Origin of the sequence: Hymenobacter gummosus (genome assembly GCF_003970915.1) — a bacterium.
Taxonomy (GTDB): domain Bacteria; phylum Bacteroidota; class Bacteroidia; order Cytophagales; family Hymenobacteraceae; genus Solirubrum; species Solirubrum gummosum.
This window is the reverse complement of record NZ_RXOF01000001.1, coordinates 653,896-669,534: the sequence shown is the minus strand read 5'-3', so window position 1 is coordinate 669,534 and position 15,639 is coordinate 653,896. Positions and strand designations below refer to the sequence as shown.

The 15,639-nt window shown below is 64.9% G+C and carries 12 protein-coding genes; 5 read left to right on the top strand and 7 right to left on the bottom strand.

Translation table 11 applies throughout. The features are described 5' to 3' along the window. Positions 1 to 172: 172 nt before the first annotated feature. Both EJV47_RS02895 and EJV47_RS02890 read right to left on the bottom strand, forming a co-directional pair. On the bottom strand, positions 173 to 1,381 hold the full coding sequence (locus EJV47_RS02895) for a hypothetical protein (RefSeq protein ID WP_126691626.1): 1,209 nt from the start codon (positions 1,379 to 1,381) through the stop codon (positions 173 to 175). A 368-nt stretch (positions 1,382 to 1,749) separates the two neighbouring features. Beyond that, positions 1,750 to 3,852: a sigma-54-dependent Fis family transcriptional regulator gene (locus EJV47_RS02890; RefSeq protein WP_126691625.1), complete on the bottom strand. Its 2,103-nt coding sequence runs from the start codon at positions 3,850 to 3,852 to the stop codon at positions 1,750 to 1,752. 216 nt (positions 3,853 to 4,068) lie between these two features. Between EJV47_RS02890 and EJV47_RS02885 the strand changes: the two genes are divergently transcribed. From EJV47_RS02885 to EJV47_RS02875, 3 genes are all read left to right on the top strand, one after another. Next, positions 4,069 to 5,403 carry a TolC family protein gene (locus EJV47_RS02885; protein WP_126691624.1) on the top strand — a complete coding sequence of 445 codons (1,335 nt, stop codon included), beginning with the start codon at positions 4,069 to 4,071 and terminating at the stop codon, positions 5,401 to 5,403. Between the two features lie 145 nt (positions 5,404 to 5,548). Next, positions 5,549 to 5,983 (top strand): universal stress protein, encoded by a 435-nt coding sequence (locus EJV47_RS02880; protein ID WP_126691623.1) that lies wholly within the window; start codon positions 5,549 to 5,551, stop codon positions 5,981 to 5,983. A 106-nt stretch (positions 5,984 to 6,089) separates the two neighbouring features. Then, entirely contained in the window at positions 6,090 to 7,205 is a 1,116-nt protein-coding gene (locus tag EJV47_RS02875; RefSeq protein WP_207895814.1) for an HlyD family secretion protein, read from the top strand. Positions 7,206 to 7,283: 78 nt separating this feature from the next. Here the strand turns inward: EJV47_RS02875 and EJV47_RS02870 are convergent, their stop codons facing one another. Further along, positions 7,284 to 7,676, bottom strand: a complete 393-nt coding sequence (locus EJV47_RS02870; protein ID WP_126691622.1) for a four helix bundle protein — start codon at positions 7,674 to 7,676, stop codon at positions 7,284 to 7,286. An 82-nt stretch (positions 7,677 to 7,758) separates the two neighbouring features. On the opposite strand from EJV47_RS02870, the gene EJV47_RS02865 reads away from it, so the two are divergent. Then, positions 7,759 to 9,330, top strand: coding sequence for a DHA2 family efflux MFS transporter permease subunit (locus tag EJV47_RS02865; protein WP_126691621.1), 1,572 nt, complete (start codon positions 7,759 to 7,761; stop codon positions 9,328 to 9,330). A 192-nt stretch (positions 9,331 to 9,522) separates the two neighbouring features. Here EJV47_RS02865 and EJV47_RS02860 read toward each other — a convergent pair whose 3' ends face one another. From EJV47_RS02860 to EJV47_RS02845, 4 genes are all read right to left on the bottom strand, one after another. Then, entirely contained in the window at positions 9,523 to 10,557 is a 1,035-nt protein-coding gene (locus EJV47_RS02860; protein WP_126691620.1) for a hypothetical protein, read from the bottom strand. Positions 10,558 to 10,803: 246 nt separating this feature from the next. After that, complete coding sequence (locus tag EJV47_RS02855; protein WP_243650980.1) at positions 10,804 to 11,745, bottom strand: hypothetical protein; 942 nt, start codon at positions 11,743 to 11,745, stop codon at positions 10,804 to 10,806. A 195-nt stretch (positions 11,746 to 11,940) separates the two neighbouring features. Continuing rightward, positions 11,941 to 13,266 (bottom strand): energy transducer TonB, encoded by a 1,326-nt coding sequence (locus EJV47_RS02850; RefSeq protein ID WP_165903593.1) that lies wholly within the window; start codon positions 13,264 to 13,266, stop codon positions 11,941 to 11,943. A gap of 218 nt (positions 13,267 to 13,484) precedes the next feature. Further along, positions 13,485 to 13,892 (bottom strand): BlaI/MecI/CopY family transcriptional regulator, encoded by a 408-nt coding sequence (locus EJV47_RS02845; RefSeq protein WP_126691617.1) that lies wholly within the window; start codon positions 13,890 to 13,892, stop codon positions 13,485 to 13,487. A 409-nt stretch (positions 13,893 to 14,301) separates the two neighbouring features. Here EJV47_RS02845 and EJV47_RS02840 point away from each other — a divergent pair, with 409 nt between their 5' ends. Then, positions 14,302 to 15,534, top strand: coding sequence for an alpha/beta hydrolase family protein (locus tag EJV47_RS02840; RefSeq protein ID WP_126691616.1), 1,233 nt, complete (start codon positions 14,302 to 14,304; stop codon positions 15,532 to 15,534). Positions 15,535 to 15,639: the final 105 nt, after the last annotated feature.

Here is a 15,639-nt window from a genome sequence, read left to right as displayed (position 1 = left end):
CGGGGTATGGGGGTTGAGGGCGGGCCGATGGAGCTCCGCCGGCTCAGGGAGGCCCCTGGGCGCCGCATGGTTGGTCGGGCCCCCGCAAATATTTGGTTGAGGCTATTTCACCCCGGCAGCCGCGCGGCCCCGCCCATGCCCCCGGCCTCGGCGTCAGTCCCCTGCGCCCCGCCTACAGACCCCGGATGCGCAGCAGGCGGTGCAGCGGGCTGTTCGGGCGCAGCAGAGGGCGTAGCGCGGCCCAGGTGAGGTGTTGGCTGTAGCCCGGCCGGTTGCTATCTGATAAGGGCTCGTAAGGGCTGGGCATGGTGCCGGTCGAATAGCTGGCCGTTATGCCGGTAAGCTCAATGGTCAGGAGGGCACTGGCCAGGGGGAGTTGGCCGTTGTGCCACCAAAAGGCCCGGTATCGGGCCTCCACCGTGTCGGCCCGGGCCTGGCGGGTGAGTAGGCGCTGCAGCGTGCCGGGCCGAAACTGGCCGGCCACCGATAAGGTGCGGCCGGTGCGCAAATCCAGCAGGCGGCAGTAGGCGGAATCTATATCCTCGTGCTTGGTCCGGTGCAAGTCGTGGTAGGTGTAGGCCAGTAGGTCCGCCTCGTTGAGCGTGACTTCAAGGTACGGCGAGAGATATTCGTAATCAGGCAGACGCCGGGAGCGGGCCAGGCGGGCGCGGTGACGGGCCGCCGGGAGCGGGCATTGCAGCCGGGCCAGGGCGGGGCGCAGCGTGTCGGGACCGAGCAGGTGCAGGTAGATCTGCTCCACGCCGCCCCCGACGGTTTCGTAATCGGCGGTGAGGCTATCGGAAGTTGGGAGGGCGCTGGACTCGGTCAGTAGCTCGTAGCGCACCCCGTCGGTGTAATCCTCGCGCAGCTGCACCCGTACGGGCTGCGCCTGGCCTTCGGGGTAGTACCAGCCGGTGAGCAGCGGCCCGCCGGGCGGCTGCTCGGCGCACAGTGCCCTTACCCGTCGATGGTTGTACCGGTCCCGGTAGTCCCAGGCGTATGTTTCCAGCCACTGAGCAGGGTGAAACCACTCCGCACTACCAAAGCCGGATGGCTGCCCCGTAGTCCGGTCATAGAAGCTGCTTTCCAGTTTAGCTGCCCACACAGTATCCGGGTAAAAAATCTCATTCAGCTCCGTCCGCAGCTCAATTTCAGCCAGCACCGGGCGGCCGCCTACCGTGCCCACGTAACGGTGGTAGCCCAGCTGCGCGGCCGAGGGCAGGGGCGGAGGCACGGGCTTGGGTAGCGGGGCGGCAACGGGTGGCGCGGCGGCCGGCGCTTGGCGGGTGGTCGGCGCTTCGCAGCTGCTAGCCGCTGCCAGCCCGAGCAGGAGGGTCGTCTGCCGCCACCGGCCGGGGCGGTTGGTAGGTCGCTGGAACATAATGGTCGGGTAAGTGCCTGAAAGGCTGGGCCACGGCAAAATATACAAGTTGATGGCGCGTGACCAGCCGTTTTAGCAATGCAGCAAGACCCGGCTACCTGCCGGGTGCCCCCTTTACCAGCACAGAATGATTGACACGGACGTTAGACCCCTCTGCCACCGGTGGCAAAGGGGGCAGCGCTAGTGCGTAGCTATCAACCACCGGTGGCAAGGGCTTGAGCAGAGGTGCAGAACGGTCCGCCACCGGTGGCAATAGCCTCAGCAGAGGTGCAGAACGACCTGCCACCGGTGGCAACGCCTTCAACACCTCTGCGCAGGCTCCCACCACCGGTGGCGGACCGTTCTGCACCCCTGGGCGCCTGGCGCCCTCAATCGGCGCGATGCTCCCGGCGGATGCCCAGCTTCTTCATGCGCGCTTCCAGGGTCTTGGCGTTGATGTCGAGCAGTACGGCGGCGCCCTGCGGCCCGCTGACGCGGCCCCCGGTGTGCTGCAGGGCCGCCAGGATATGGTCGCGCTCCTGCTCGCGCAGGGTTTTGACGGGGCCGGCGGCCGGCACCGGAGCCGCAGTAGGGGCCGGGGCGGCGGTGAAGCCCGCAAACTCCAGGAAGGGGCCGGTGCTGGCAATGACGGCCCGCTCCACCACGTGCTCCAGCTCGCGGATGTTGCCCGGCCAGGGGTAGCGCTGCAGTGCCTTCAGGTCGCGGGCGCGCAGGCCGCGCACGGGCTTGCCCAGCTTCTTGGTGAAGCGCTCCAGGAAGTGGCGCACCAGCGGCTCGATGTCCTCGCTTCGTTCGCGCAGGGCCGGCAGGTGAATGGGAAACACGTCGAGGCGGTAGTAAAGGTCGGCGCGGAAGCGCCCGGCGGCCACTTCGTCTTCGAGCACGCGGTTGGTGGCCGCAATAACCCGCACGTCGGTGCGGATGACGCGCCGTCCGCCGATGCGCTCAAACTCCTTTTCCTGCAGCACCCGCAGCAGCTTGGCCTGCAAATCCAGCGGCAGCTCCCCGATTTCGTCCAGGAAGATGCTGCCCCCGTCGGCCAGCTCGAACTTACCGATGCGCCTATCGTGCGCCCCCGTAAACGCGCCTTTCTCGTGCCCGAACAGCTCCGACTCGATGAGCTGGGCCGGCAGGGCGGCGCAGTTGATTTTGATAAGCGCCCGCTCCTTGCGCGGGGAGTGGTTGTGCAGGGCCCGGGCCACCAGCTCCTTGCCGGTGCCCGTTTCGCCGGTGATGAGCACGGTGGTGTCCGTCGGGGCCACCTGTTCCACCCGCCGAAACACCTGCTGCATCACCGGGCTGCCGCCCACAAAGTCGCCGAAGCGGGCTGCCGCGGTGGTGTTGATTTCGTCGATGAGGTAAGTACGCTCCCGTTCCAGCTGGGCGCGCAGGGCCTCAATCTGCTCGAAGGCGGCCACGTTTTGCATGGCCAGCCGGATCTGCGGCACCAGGCTCATGATGAACTGCAGCGAGTCGTCGGTGAAGGCGTAGGGCTGCACGCTGGCCAGGATCAGCGCGGTGGCGGGCTCGTCGCCGGTGCTGAGCGGGGCGTAGAGCACCGACTGCGTGCCGCGCTTTTCCCGAATGTAGCGCAGCAGGGCGAAGCGCTCCGTCAGCTCCTGGAAGGCCTCGCCCACGTACACGCCGGGCCGGGTAAACGTCTCGACGGCCTGCTCCAGACTGCTGTTGGCCTCGGGCAGGTCGTCGTAGCGGTTTTCATCGAGGGGCAGAAAGCTGCCGTCGGGCTCCCGGTTGAACTCCACGAAGGCCCGCACCGAGGAGCCCGGCCGCCGCGTGCGCACCCCGAAGTAGTCGAATGGGGCCACCTGGCTGATTTCGGCGGCGATGGTGCGAAACAGCTCCCCGCGCTCCTTGATGCTGAGCAGGGCGTTGGTGAGGGCCAGCTGCATGGTTTTTTCCTGCTCGCGGCGGGCTATGTCCTCAAAAGCCAGCGTGTTGGTGACGGCCACGGCCACCAGCGCCCCGATTTTCTCCAGCAGGTCGATGTCGGACTCGTTGAACTCCGGCCGGCGCCGCGACACCAGGGAGAGCGTGCCGATAAGCTGCCCGCCGGTGCGCAATGGCACCACCACGAAGTAGCGCATGCCCCGGTCGCGCAGCAGGCACATGGGCTCGTAGTCGGGATATTGCCGGATCAGGTCCTCCACGTCGTACTGGCGCAGGCGCGGCTGCCGCACGAACAGCTCCACCGGCGTGCCCGCAATACGGCTCGGCCCGATTTTGTGGCTGCCCGGTGCGCCTTTTTCGGGCAGCAGCAGCTCGCCGAGGTAGTCGCGCAGAAACACGCGGCGGTACTGCTGGTTGTCGTCGAGGGTGAGGATGGTAATAGCGTCGAAGGGAAAAATCAGGCGCAGCTTTTCCGTGACGGTGCGAAACAACACCTCCTTGCTGCGCGAGCTGGCAATGGCGTCATTGAGGTAGAGCAGCAGGGAATCGTCTTGATCGGGCATGAGCTTGCTTTCCTGAAATATGAGGACTAATAAACAAGGATTTTCTGAAATATGAGGAAAATAGTTGCGGTTGAGTTAGGGCTTTTACTGGGCGTTATTAAAATAAAAACGTCGTTTTTGAAGTTACAAAGGGGTTTTAGGAAGAAATTTTTAATCCGCGAAACCTGCTGGCACGGCGTTGGGTAACACCGGAGCGACCTTCATCAGTCATTCGCTATGTTTTTTGAACCCAAACACGTCGCGCCCTTCCTGCTGACCCTTGGTCTGCTGACGGCCGGTACAGCCCGCGCGCAGGTGCCGCTGAGCACCGCCACGGTGGGCGACTCGCTGACGCTGGAAGCCACCGTCCGCACGGTGCTCGACGCCAACCCCAGCATCAACGCCCTGCAGGAAGAGGTGAACCAGGCCCAGGCCCGCCTGAGCGAAACGCGCACCTTCCTGCGCCCGGTGGTCAACGGCACGGGCACCTACACCCGCATCGACCCGGTGGTGAAGCTGCCCTTCAACGGCGAAGTGCTGCAGTTTGCCCCCAATAACAACTACGACCTGCACGTGGCCGCGCAGTACACCGTGCTCGACCTCGGCCGCACCCGGGCCAACATTGACCTCTCGCAGAGCCGCATCACCTCGGCCACCGACCAGATCAACGTGACCCGCCGCGACCTGGCCTTCTCGGCCGCGCAGAGCTACTACAGCATCCTGTTTGCCCGCGAAGCCATCCGGGTGCAGGACGCGCAGATTGCCTCCCTGCAGCAGCACCAGCGCGAGATGGAAAAGCGCGTGGAAGGCGGCGTGTCGACCAACTTCGACGTGACGACCACCAAGGTGCGCATCGCGCAGGCCCAGAACACCAAGATTGACCTGCAGAACCAGCTGCGCAACCAGGAAGTGCAGCTGGCCCGCCTGCTGCACCGCCCCGAAAACGAGACGACGCCGGTGCGCGGCCGCTTCGAGTACAATCCGCAGGCCGTGGACGTGAATGCCGCCCTCATCAAGGCCGCCGAAAACCGGCCCGAGGTGAAGCTGGCCAAGGACGCCGAGCAGACGGCCATTGCCCAGCAGCGCGTAGTGGAAACCAATAACCGCCCCTCGCTGAACGTGCTGGGCCAGGCCGGCGCCAAAAACGGCTACATCCTGCCCAACATCGAGCGGATGCGCTTCAACACGGTGCTCGGCGCCCAGCTGAACGTGCCCATCTACGACGGGGGCCGCAACAAAGTACAGCGCGTGGGCGCCGAGTCGGCCGTGAAAGGCGCGCAGGCCCGCATTCAGGATACCCAGGAGCTGGTGCGCGCCGACGTGCTGCAGGCGGCCAACAACATGCAGTCCAGCGCCGCCCGTTACGACAACTCCGAGGTGCAAATCACCCAGGCCACCGACGCGCTGACCCGGGCCAAGGCCCGCTACCGCTACGGCGTGGGCTCCAACCTCGACGTGCTCGACGCTGAAACCCAGCTGGCCCAGGCCCGCCTGGCCCGCCTGCAAGCCATCTACAACTACACCCTCGGCCAATACCAGCTCCGCCGCGCCACCGGCGAGCAGATTTGGTAAATAGGGTAGGAGGGTATGGGGGTAAGAGGGTAGGAGTTTTATATAGGGTTTAGGAAATAACGCCTCATAAACCCTTTCCCTTTACCCCCTGGACTTAAAAATCACCTCCTAAACTCCTCCCCTCATACCCTCCTACCCTTCCCACATGCACCTGTCCAAGATTCTCTGTCCGCTGGATTTCTCGGCTGCTTCGGGGCCGCTGCTGGCGTATGCTACGGCGCTGGCCGGGGCGACCGGGGCCGAGCTGTGCCTGTTGCACGTGCAGGAGCCCCAGCCCGCGCTGAGCGAAGCCGCCGACGTGCCCGAAGCGGCAGTAGAACTGGCCCGGTATCAGCTCACGGCCCAGCAGGCCGGGGCCGCGCGCATCAGCACCCGGCTGCGGCGCGGCGAGGCTTCCTGCGAAATCGTGCGCGAGGCGCAGGAGCAGGGGGCCGACCTCATCGTCATCGGTTCGCACGGCCAAACGGGCCTCACGCGCTTCCTGATGGGCAACACCGCCGAGCACGTAGTACGCACCGCCCCCTGCGCCACTTTGCTCGTCAAACCCCAGGCCGACAAAGCTTACCGGCAGTCGGCCTAACTTCTGAATGAGTGAATGACTGAATGATTGAATAGCTCAAACGACATTCAATCAGCCGTCATCCGCTCATCCAATCAGTCACTCAGTCATTCAATCATTGAATAAAATGGCAACGCAAGAACCGGTTGTAGAACGCCACACCCCGCAGGCTGGCGGCCCGGCCCAGCCCGCCGTTGACACTGCTTACGAGGAGCCTGCGGGCCGCTCGAAGCGCCCGATTATCATGGTCATCCTGGCTCTGGTGCTGCTCGTGGGCGGCTACTTCGGCTGGCAGCGCTACCAGTTCGGCCAGACGCACGAAGAAACCGACGATGCCCAGGTGGAGGGCGACGTGTACCCGGTGCTGCCCCGCGTGGGCGGGCCGGTGCTCGAAGTCAAAGTCGATGACAACCAGCCGGTGAAGAAGGGCGACGTACTCGTCGTGCTCGACCCGGCCGACTACCAGCAGCGCGTGAATGCCGCCCAGGCCGCCCTGCTGGCCGCCCAGGCCAACGTGACGGCCGCCCGCGCCGCCGTGGCTACGGCTTCGGCCAACGTGCGCACCGCCCAGGCCAGCATCGGCGTGAGCGACGCCAACCGTGCCCGCCTGGAAAAAGACCTGAAACGCAGTGAGTTCCTGCGCAAGGAGGACATCATCCCGCAGAGCGAGTACGACGCGGTGCAGGCCAACCTGAAATCGACTACTGCCCAGCGCGCTACGGCCCAGGAGCAGGTATCGGTGGCCCGCCAGCAGGTGGCCGCCGCCCAGCAGCAGGTAGCCGTGGCCGAAGCCGTGGTGAAGCAGCGCCAGGCCGACCTCGACAACGCCCAGCTGCAGCTCAGCTACACCACCATCAAGGCCCCGGCCGACGGCATCGTGAGCCGGAAAGGCGTGCAGCCCGGCCAGGTGGTCGGCCCCGGTCAGCAGCTGTTTGGCATCGTGGCCAGCAGCCGCACCTGGGTGGTGGCCAACTTCAAGGAAACCCAGCTGGAAAACATGAAAGTGGGCCAGCCGGTGGAAGTTGAAGTCGATGCCTACCCCAACGAGGAGTTCCGCGGCCACATCGAGTCCTTGTCCGCCGCCACCGGGGCCCGCTTCGCCCTGCTGCCCCCCGACAACGCCTCGGGCAACTTCGTGAAAGTAACCCAGCGCGTACCGGTCAAAATCGTGCTCGACCAGGTAGACCCCGAGCACCCGCTGCGCGCCGGCATGAGCGTCACCGCCACCGTAGCGGTGAAGTAGGGTATGGGGGTAGGAGGGTGTGAGGGTAGGAGTTAGGTACTTTGATGTGTTTAGCTCTGCTGTAAACACTCTTCCCCCTCAACTGCTTGCTTTTCTTAGTTTGTCTCGGGCCGTTTTTTCGGCTTTCCCGAGAACGGACATGATGGCTTTTGCCTCGGTCAATAGGTCGTCAATTTTGCCCGCGGGTAAGTGGCCGCCCTCACTGAGCAACTCCAGCCAAAGGACTGTCTCGTCGGCTTCTTCCAGGGCAATGTGCAGTTTGGCGTTGAACTCCCGCTCGGAGCGCGCCCGACAGGCTGCCCGATAATTGGCGGCTATTGAAGTGCCAGCCCGAACTAATTGCAAGCCGGCTGCACGGCACGAAGGTGCATTAGGTAGACGGTCGACTAGCTTCATCACGCGCAGGGCAAATGCCTTGGTGCGCTGCCGAAATTCTTCGGCGAAATCAAAGTTTGATACACTGTTTGGCATGGGAACGGGATGCTTCACCTGAATAGCTCAAAGAAAGCAACTCCTACCCCCATACCCTCAAACCCTCTTACCCTAATCAAGAGTGGAAACCGGATTTACCAAGTGGATCATCGTCATTACGGTGGTGATGTGCTGCTTGCTGGAGCTTATTGACACCAGCATCGTGAACGTGGCCCTGCCCAAGATGATGGGCACCTTGTCGGCCACGCAGCAGGAAGTCAGCTGGGTTATTGCGTCCTACGCCATTGCCAACGTTATCGTGATTCCGATGACGGGCTTCCTGGCCGAGCAGTTCGGCCGCAAGAACTACTACCTGTTCTCGGTGATTCTGTTCACGCTGGCCTCCATGGCCTGCGGGCAGAGCACCAATATCTGGGAGCTGGTGTTCTTCCGCTTCGTGCAGGGCGTGGGTGGCGGGGCCCTCATGGCCACCTCCCAGGCCATTCTCATCGACACCTTCCCGCCCCACCAGCTGCCGCTGGGCCAGGCCTTGTTTGGCATGGGCGTCATCATCGGCCCGACCATCGGCCCCACGCTCGGCGGCTACATCGTGGATAACGCCAGCTGGCCCTGGATTTTCTACGTGAACGTGCCGGTGGGCATCCTGGCCAGCATCTGCACCGCCCTGTTTATCCGCGACCCGGAGCGCATCAAGAACGCCGTGCGGCGGCCCATCGGCGAAATCGACTGGTGGGGTATTTCGCTGCTGATTCTGGGCGTGGGCTCCCTGCAATACGTGCTGGAGCAGGGCGAATCGGAGGACTGGTTTGAAAGCCCGCTCATCCTGACCTTTACCGGGCTGACCATCATCGGTATGGTGGGCTTCGTGTGGCGGGAGCTGACGGCCAAGCAGCCGGTAGTCGACCTGCGCGTGCTGGGCAAGAGCCGCAACCTGGCGGTGGGCGCCTTTCTCTCGTTCATCCTGGGCTTCGGGCTGTTTGCCTCGGTGTTCGTCTTCCCGATTTTCTGCCAGCGCATCCTGGGCTTTACGGCCGCCCAAACCGGCGAGCTGCTGCTGCCCGGCGCCCTGCTCACCGGCTTTATGATGCCCTTCGTGGGCAAGATGATTCAGGGCGGCGTGTCGCAGAAGTTTATGCTGCCGGTGGGCTTCATCGTCTTCTTCGTCTTCTCCTACTGGATGAGCAAGGTGATTTCGCCGGTGGCCGGGGAAAGCGACTTTTTCTGGCCCCTGATGCTACGCGGCTTCGGGCTGGCCCTGCTCTTTTTGCCCATCACCACCATGTCCCTGGCCGGGCTCAGCGGCAAGGACGCGGGCCAGGCCGCCGGCCTCACCGGCATGATCCGCCAGCTCGGCGGCTCGTTCGGGGTGGCGCTGATCGGCACGTACCTGGAGCGCACCACCATGCAGAACCGCGCCAACCTGCTGCCCAATATCTCGCTCTACGACCCCGAAACCCAGCAGCGCCTGCAGGGCTTGGTGGCCAGCTTCATGGCCAAGGGCGCCGATATGCTCCAGGCCCAGCGCCAGGCCTACGCCGCCCTCGAAGGCATGGTGATGAAGCAAACCGCCCTGATTTCCTACTCCCAGACCTTCCTGACCATCGGCACCTTCTTCCTGCTCTGCATCCCGCTCATCTTCCTCATCAAGCGCCCCAAGCGCGGCGAGAAAGTCGACCTGAACGCGGCGCACTAGGTTTTGGGGTAGGAGGGTGTGAGGGTAGGAGTTTGAGAGTTATTCTTCCCTTCGTTATGCCCGCACTACCGTTTGCCAACAAGAAGCCCCGACCGAATCCGGCCGGGGCTTCTTGTTTTATTAGTGAGTAGGTGGCCTGGGTGGCGGCAAAGGATAACTCCTACCCCCGTACCCTCACACCCTCATACCCTATTACTGGTACTGAATGTACAGCGGCTTGGGCGTCAGCTCGGTCAGTACTTCGGTGGGCGTCATGATGTGGTGGGGCTTGGGGCGGCCGTCGTACTCGTAGAACAGCTTGAAGCCCGTGTACTGCACCGGCTCGGCCTGGATGTAGTCCCGGTACGAGTCCTTTTTCAGCACGGGGTTGCCGTGGCCGTCCATGTGCATGACCACCTGCACGCGCGGGTCCAGCTTGATGTTCTTGTAGTTGGTCACCATTTTCCGGGTGAAGCGGTGCACCGTCAGCACCTTGGGCGGGAGCTTGTTCTCGCTCACCAGGCGGGCCAGGTAGTTGATGGTCCAGTTCACGTCCTTGGCATCGAGGGTGCCGATGCGCTGGTTGGGCCGGATGCCGGGCATGGTGGCCAGCGAGAATTCCGGGTCGATGCCGAGGTGAATGTCGGGCTGCTTCAGGTACTGCTCCAGCTTGGGCACCTCCACCTGCAGGGTGCTGTGGCCGGGCTGCACGTCGAGGAACAGGATGCACTTATGCTCCCGGGCCCAGCTGATAACCTCCTCGATGGTGGCCTTGGAGTTCATCAGGCGCCACTTGCCGTCCTTGCCGGCCGTGCCCTGGGCCGTGATGGTTACGTTGTGCAGGGCCGGCTGCACCGGGATGCTCGGGTCGGCGGCTTCCCACTCCTTGATAACGCCCGCGAACTTGCGGAACATCTGCTCCTTCGGCTCCCGGCCCAGAATGCCCATGCCCTTCGAGCGAATGTTGCCATAAAAGGCCACGATGCGGTGGCCCGGCAGCAGGGCGCCCGGCAGCTGCCCGTTGGCTTTGGCAATGGAGTCGGCCTTGAGCGAGTCGCGGCGCATGGCTTCCATTTTCAGCTTCACCGTGTCCACCACGGCGGCCTTCACCGAGTCGGCCGTGGCCGTGCCGGAGGCTTCGTTGTCGGATTTGGTGCCGCAGCCGGGCAGCAGTAAGGGGGCCAGCAGCAAACCCAGCACGGGCAGCAGCGGTGCGCCGAAGCGCGAAAGGAGCGGGAAACGCGTCACTATGAGGAGGATGGAAGGGGGTAATCAGCCGCGAAGTTAGGGCATTTCGCCCGATGCCGGGGCAGGATATTCGCGGTTAAATGGCAAATAGTGCGGCGACAGAGCCCCGTTTTTCGGCAGCGGCCCGGGCGGGCATTGGCTCCGCACAGGGGCCTGGCCCCGGCCGTCAGCGCCCGTCCGCCCGCCAAAGCCGGTCAGGAAGCGGCTTTCGACTCGCGGCTCCTCCGCGCCGGCTACCGACGCGGGTTACTGGTACTGAATGTAGAGCGGGTCGGGGCGGAGGGCGGCCACTTCCCGCGGCGTCATCAGGCGCGACTTGTCCATCTTCAAATCGTTCTTGAAGAAGATCTTGATGCCCGCGTACTGCACCGGCTCGGCCCGAATGTACTTGCGGTAGGAGCTGCGCTTGACGCCGGGGGTGCCCCAGCCGTCCATGTGCATGACCACCTGCACGCGCGGGTCCAGCTTGATTTTCCGGTAGTTGGTAATCATGTCCTGACGGAAGCGGTGCACCACCAGCACCTTGGGCGGCAGGCGGTGCCGGCTCACCAGCCGGGCCAGAAACTGCCGGGCGTAGTTGATGTCGGCCGCGTCGAACTCGCCTACCTCGGTGCCCGGTCGTCGGCCCGACTTCATGGAAAATTCCGGGTCGATGCCCAGGTGCACGATGGAGTCCTGCAGGTAGGGCGCGAGGCGGGGCAGCTCGGCCTGCAGGTTGCTCAGGCCCACTTGCACGTCGAGAAACACCAGGCACTGATGGGCGTGGCCCCAGCGAATCATGCGCCGGATGACGCTGTCGGGCTGTAATTCACGGTACTTGCCGTCGGGGCCGGCGTCGCGCTGGGCAATGACGGCCACCATGTGCAGGGCCGGGCGGATGGGCTGGGCCGGGTCGGCCCGGCGCCAAGCCTGCACCTGCTGGTCGAGGCGGCGCAGCATCTCGTCCTTGGGGTACTGGCCCAGCACGCCCATGGTTTTGTGGGTGGCACTGCCGTAAAAGGCCACGATGCGCTGCTCAGGCAGGATGGCCCCCGGCAGCTGCCCGCCCACCCGGGCCACCGAATCGACGCGCAGGGAATCCTGACGCAGCAGCTCGGCGCGGGTAGGCCGGCGCGCGGTGGTCTTCACCCGAGCAGCGTCGTCGCGGCGGGCCTCCTGGCAGGCACCGAGCAGCAGCGTTAGTAGCAAGAAAAGCGGCAACCCAAGCGCCCGGGGGCGCACCAGCCGCTGGCGGCAATGCGGCATCGGGCAGTGCAGTCAGTGGTTGTACAACATACTGGCGCCTCAGCGGCGCGTAAAAAAGACCACCGGCCGGGGCCGGTGGTCTGGCAGTAAAACTACGCTCGGGACGGATAGTTCGTTTGACCGGGCTAATAATCGGTCTTAATTCAGGGCGAAGGTGATGGGAATGGTGTAAGCCACCGCCACCGGCTTGCCGTCCTGCCGGCCGGGCGTCCAGCGCCCCGGCAGGGCCTGCACGGCTCGTAGCGCGGCCTGGTCCAGGGCCTGGTCGGCTGGCGTGCTAATGGTAGTGGTGACGGGTTTGCCGTCCTGGCCGGGGTAGGTGAGCGGGTGGCTGATGCCCTTCCTGATTTTCACGTCCTGCATGCTGCCATCGGCCGCCACCACGAAGCCCACGAACACCTTGCCCTCCAGCTTGTCCTTCTTGGCCGCTTCGGGGTACTTCACCAGGGTGCTGAGGTCCTGCATGAGCTGCTCCATGCCGCCCTGGTACTCGGGCATCTCGTCGGCTATTTCCAGCACCCGGCCGGCGGGGGCGGTCGGCGCTTCGGGCGCGGGTGGGGGCGGTGGGGGCGGCGTGGCGGCCAGCTGTTCGGCTTTTTCGCAGGCGGCTACGCTCAGCAGCAGGCCGGTAAGGGGCAGTACCAGCCACTGTTTCCAGCGGCGGACCGGGGTTTGATGATGAAGCATGGCAATACGGGTAAGGGTTTGGGAAGTGGAAAATGAGTGCGCCAACGCCGGCGCGGTAAAGCGGGACAAGGCCTGCCGGGCCAGCAGGGCGGCGTAGGGGGCCGGAGCCGTGGCGGGCGCCGCGGCGGCATCGGCCAGGTACTCGTGGGTGCAGCTCAGGGCGCGGGCGCAGAGGTGCACGAAGGGGTTGAACCAGAGCACCGCCTGCCAGCAGCCCAGCCAGAGCCGGTCGGCGGAGTGGCCTTGCTGCACGTGGGCCAGCTCGTGGCGCAGCATCTGGGCGGCTTCGGTGGGGCTGAGCGGGGCCGTTTCGTCCCAGAACACCTGCCGGCCGAAGGAGCTGGTGGGCAGCCGTCCGCCGGTGGGGCGCAGCACGTAGCCGGCGGCGGTCTGCCGGGGCAGCCGGCGCGTGAGCTGCCAGAGGCGCAGCAGGCGGGCGGCCTGCAACAGCAGGCCCAGCAGCACCCCGGCGCCGTACAGCAGCCAGGGCCAGGCCGGCCAGCCGGCGTCGGCGGGGGTGGCGGTGGCCTGTACTTCGGGCAGCCAGACGCTGGGCAGGCGGCCGGCCGCGGCCAGGTCGGGCAGGCGGGTGGCTACGAGCCAGTCGGTGGGCAGGGGCAGCAAGGGCAGGACGGCGGCCAGCAGCGGGGCCAGCAGCAGCAGGCCGCGGTTGAACTGCCAGGACCGCTCCCGGCGCAGCAGCAGGTGGTAGAACAGCCAGCAGGCGCCGAGCAGCAGCGTGCTTAGCAGCAACCAGTTCGGCAGGGTAGTCGTCATCGGCGAAGGGCTTTGGGGAATTCGGGCGGCGGTGAAGAATGCAGCGCAGGCAGTGGGGCGGCAGCCCAGCCGGGAGGCCGGGCTGCCGCAGGCCGAGGGCACTCGGCAGAGGCGCGAGGAGCGGGTAGAGGCGGTTGTAGCCCAGGTAGGTTGCGCGCCGCAGCGGGCCCCGAATACAGCCCGCCGAAGGCCGCCCGCAACAGGCGGCGCTACCTCAGTCATCCCGGCTTACGCTCATCATCAGTAGGGGGCTCGTTGAGGTCCTGTTGGGCGTGGCGCAGTAGCTCGTCGAGCTGCCGGGCGTCGAGGTTTTCCTCCTTGGCGAAAAAGGAGACGAGCCGCGTAAACGAGCCGCCGAAGTAGCCCCCCAGCAGCTTGCGCAGGGAGAAGCGGCGGTACTCGTCCTGGGCCACCAGGGCGTGGTAGCGGTGGGTGCGGCCGAAGGCCTCGTGGCCTACGTAGCCCTTCTGCTCCAGAATGCGCACGATGGTCGACACGGTATTGTAGGCCGGCGTGGGGGCGGGCATGTCGGGCAGTAAGTCTTTGACGAAGGAAGGACCGCGGCGCCAGAGCACCTGCATAACCTGTTCTTCGGCGCGGGTGAGTTCGGGGAGTTGCTGCATCATTGATTGTTTGGTGGTTAAACGTATAACTAATTTTGTAGTTATGCAACTAATGTTTTCTTTTTGATTGATGCAGTTCCCGTGTTCGTGCCCGGCTGCTTGGCTGCGGACGAGCAAGCCGAAGCTCTGGCTGAGCAGGACTGGGCTCCGGTCCATCGGGGCAAGCCTGCGGACAACTCCGGCCGGGCCCCGGACGGTGGTGACTGTCCTCTGGCTAATCGTAGCCGGGCTCGGCATGATTGGGGCCAGGCTCCGGGCAATTGCGGCCGGGCGTGGAGCAGCAGAACCGGTTTGAGGGGAAAACGGCGCGTTTTTACTACCGCGGCGCGAAGCCGTAGCGGGAATTTGCGCTGCGTAGCGAATCTTTTACCGCCGCTGGTGTTTGGCTATACACCACTAACCCGCTGACGCAGTGCTATTCGATAAGCTTTCCGTGCGCCTGAAGCGCTTCACCTGGCTTTTTAGTACCATTCTGCTGGTGGCGCCCGGCCTGGGCTGCCAGAAGGAGGGCGCCGCCCCGGTCGAAACGCCGGAGGCCCCCACTGAATCCAGCTCCACCACGCGCCTGCTGGGCAGCACGCTCATTGGCGAGTACACCCCGCAGCAGCTGGCTACCCACGTGAGCGGCATTCCCTTCGCCGCCGCGCTGATTCGCTACCCCATCCGCGTCTACAAGCTCACGTACTCGACCAAGAACACCGACGGGCAGACCGTCACGGCCTCGGGCGCCCTTATCGTGCCCACCGTGCCGGCGGGGCAGGCCCTGCCGCTGCTCAGCTACCAGCACGGCACCATCAGCCCCACCGACGAGCGGAAGGCGCCTTCGTACTACAGCTCGGGCAGTGAAATCTACTCCGCCGTGTCGGTGCTGGCTTCCACGGGCTACGTCGTGTCGGCGCCCGACTACATCGGCTACGGCGCTGCCAAAGCCCTGCCGCACCCCTACGAGCACGCCGCCTCGCTGGCTTCCACTTCGCTCGACATGCTGCGGGCCGCCAAGGAATTCTGCCAGCAGGAGCAGAAGGCCCTCAATGCCAAGACTTTCCTGCTGGGCTACTCCGAGGGCGGCTACGCCACGCTGGCCCTGCACCGGCTCATTGAAACCGACGTCAGCAGCGGCTTCACGGTAACGGCCAGCGCCCCGGGCGCCGGTGCTTACCACAAGTCGGCCTTCGCCAGCTACATCATGAACTCCACCCAGCCGCTGAACTTCCTGAGCAGCTACGTGTGGGTGCTCGATACCTACAACCGCGTCTACGGCCTGAACCGCCCGGCTTCGTACTACTACAACGAGCCCTACGCCACCCAGCTGACCGCCAATCCGCTCAGCCCGGTGCCCACTTCGGCCGCGGCGCTATTCACGCCCGCCCTGCGCACGGCCGTGCTCAGCGGCACCGATTCGCAGCTGACCAAAACCTTCCGGGCCAACGACATCTACGACTGGAAGCCCGTGGCTCCGCTGGCCCTGTTCCACGGCACCGCCGACGACTACGTGCCCTTCTTCAACTCGCAGGATGCCTACGACGCCATGCGTGCCCGCGGCGCCAGCCAGGTGCAGCTGCGCCCAATTCAGGGCGGCAACCACTTCACCTCGGCCACCCAGTACACCCTGGAAGCCTACGCGTTCATCTCGCAGTACTATTAGTAGGGTGTGAGGGTTGGAGGGTACGAGTTTAGGAGTTGTTGAACTTAGAAGTTAGACCGGCAAAGAGTAGTTCTGTGCTACCCGTAGCCTGATCAAGCCACAAGC

Coding starts and splice junctions, on each gene's coding strand:
- EJV47_RS02845 (WP_126691617.1), bottom strand. CDS start 13,892: ATGATGCAGCAACTCCCCGAACTCACCCGCGCCGAAGAACAGGTTATG.
- EJV47_RS02885 (WP_126691624.1), top strand. CDS start 4,069: ATGTTTTTTGAACCCAAACACGTCGCGCCCTTCCTGCTGACCCTTGGT.
- EJV47_RS02850 (WP_165903593.1), bottom strand. CDS start 13,266: ATGACGACTACCCTGCCGAACTGGTTGCTGCTAAGCACGCTGCTGCTC.
- EJV47_RS02895 (WP_126691626.1), bottom strand. CDS start 1,381: ATGTTCCAGCGACCTACCAACCGCCCCGGCCGGTGGCGGCAGACGACC.
- EJV47_RS02870 (WP_126691622.1), bottom strand. CDS start 7,676: ATGCCAAACAGTGTATCAAACTTTGATTTCGCCGAAGAATTTCGGCAG.
- EJV47_RS02890 (WP_126691625.1), bottom strand. CDS start 3,852: ATGCCCGATCAAGACGATTCCCTGCTGCTCTACCTCAATGACGCCATT.
- EJV47_RS02880 (WP_126691623.1), top strand. CDS start 5,549: ATGCACCTGTCCAAGATTCTCTGTCCGCTGGATTTCTCGGCTGCTTCG.
- EJV47_RS02875 (WP_207895814.1), top strand. CDS start 6,090: ATGGCAACGCAAGAACCGGTTGTAGAACGCCACACCCCGCAGGCTGGC.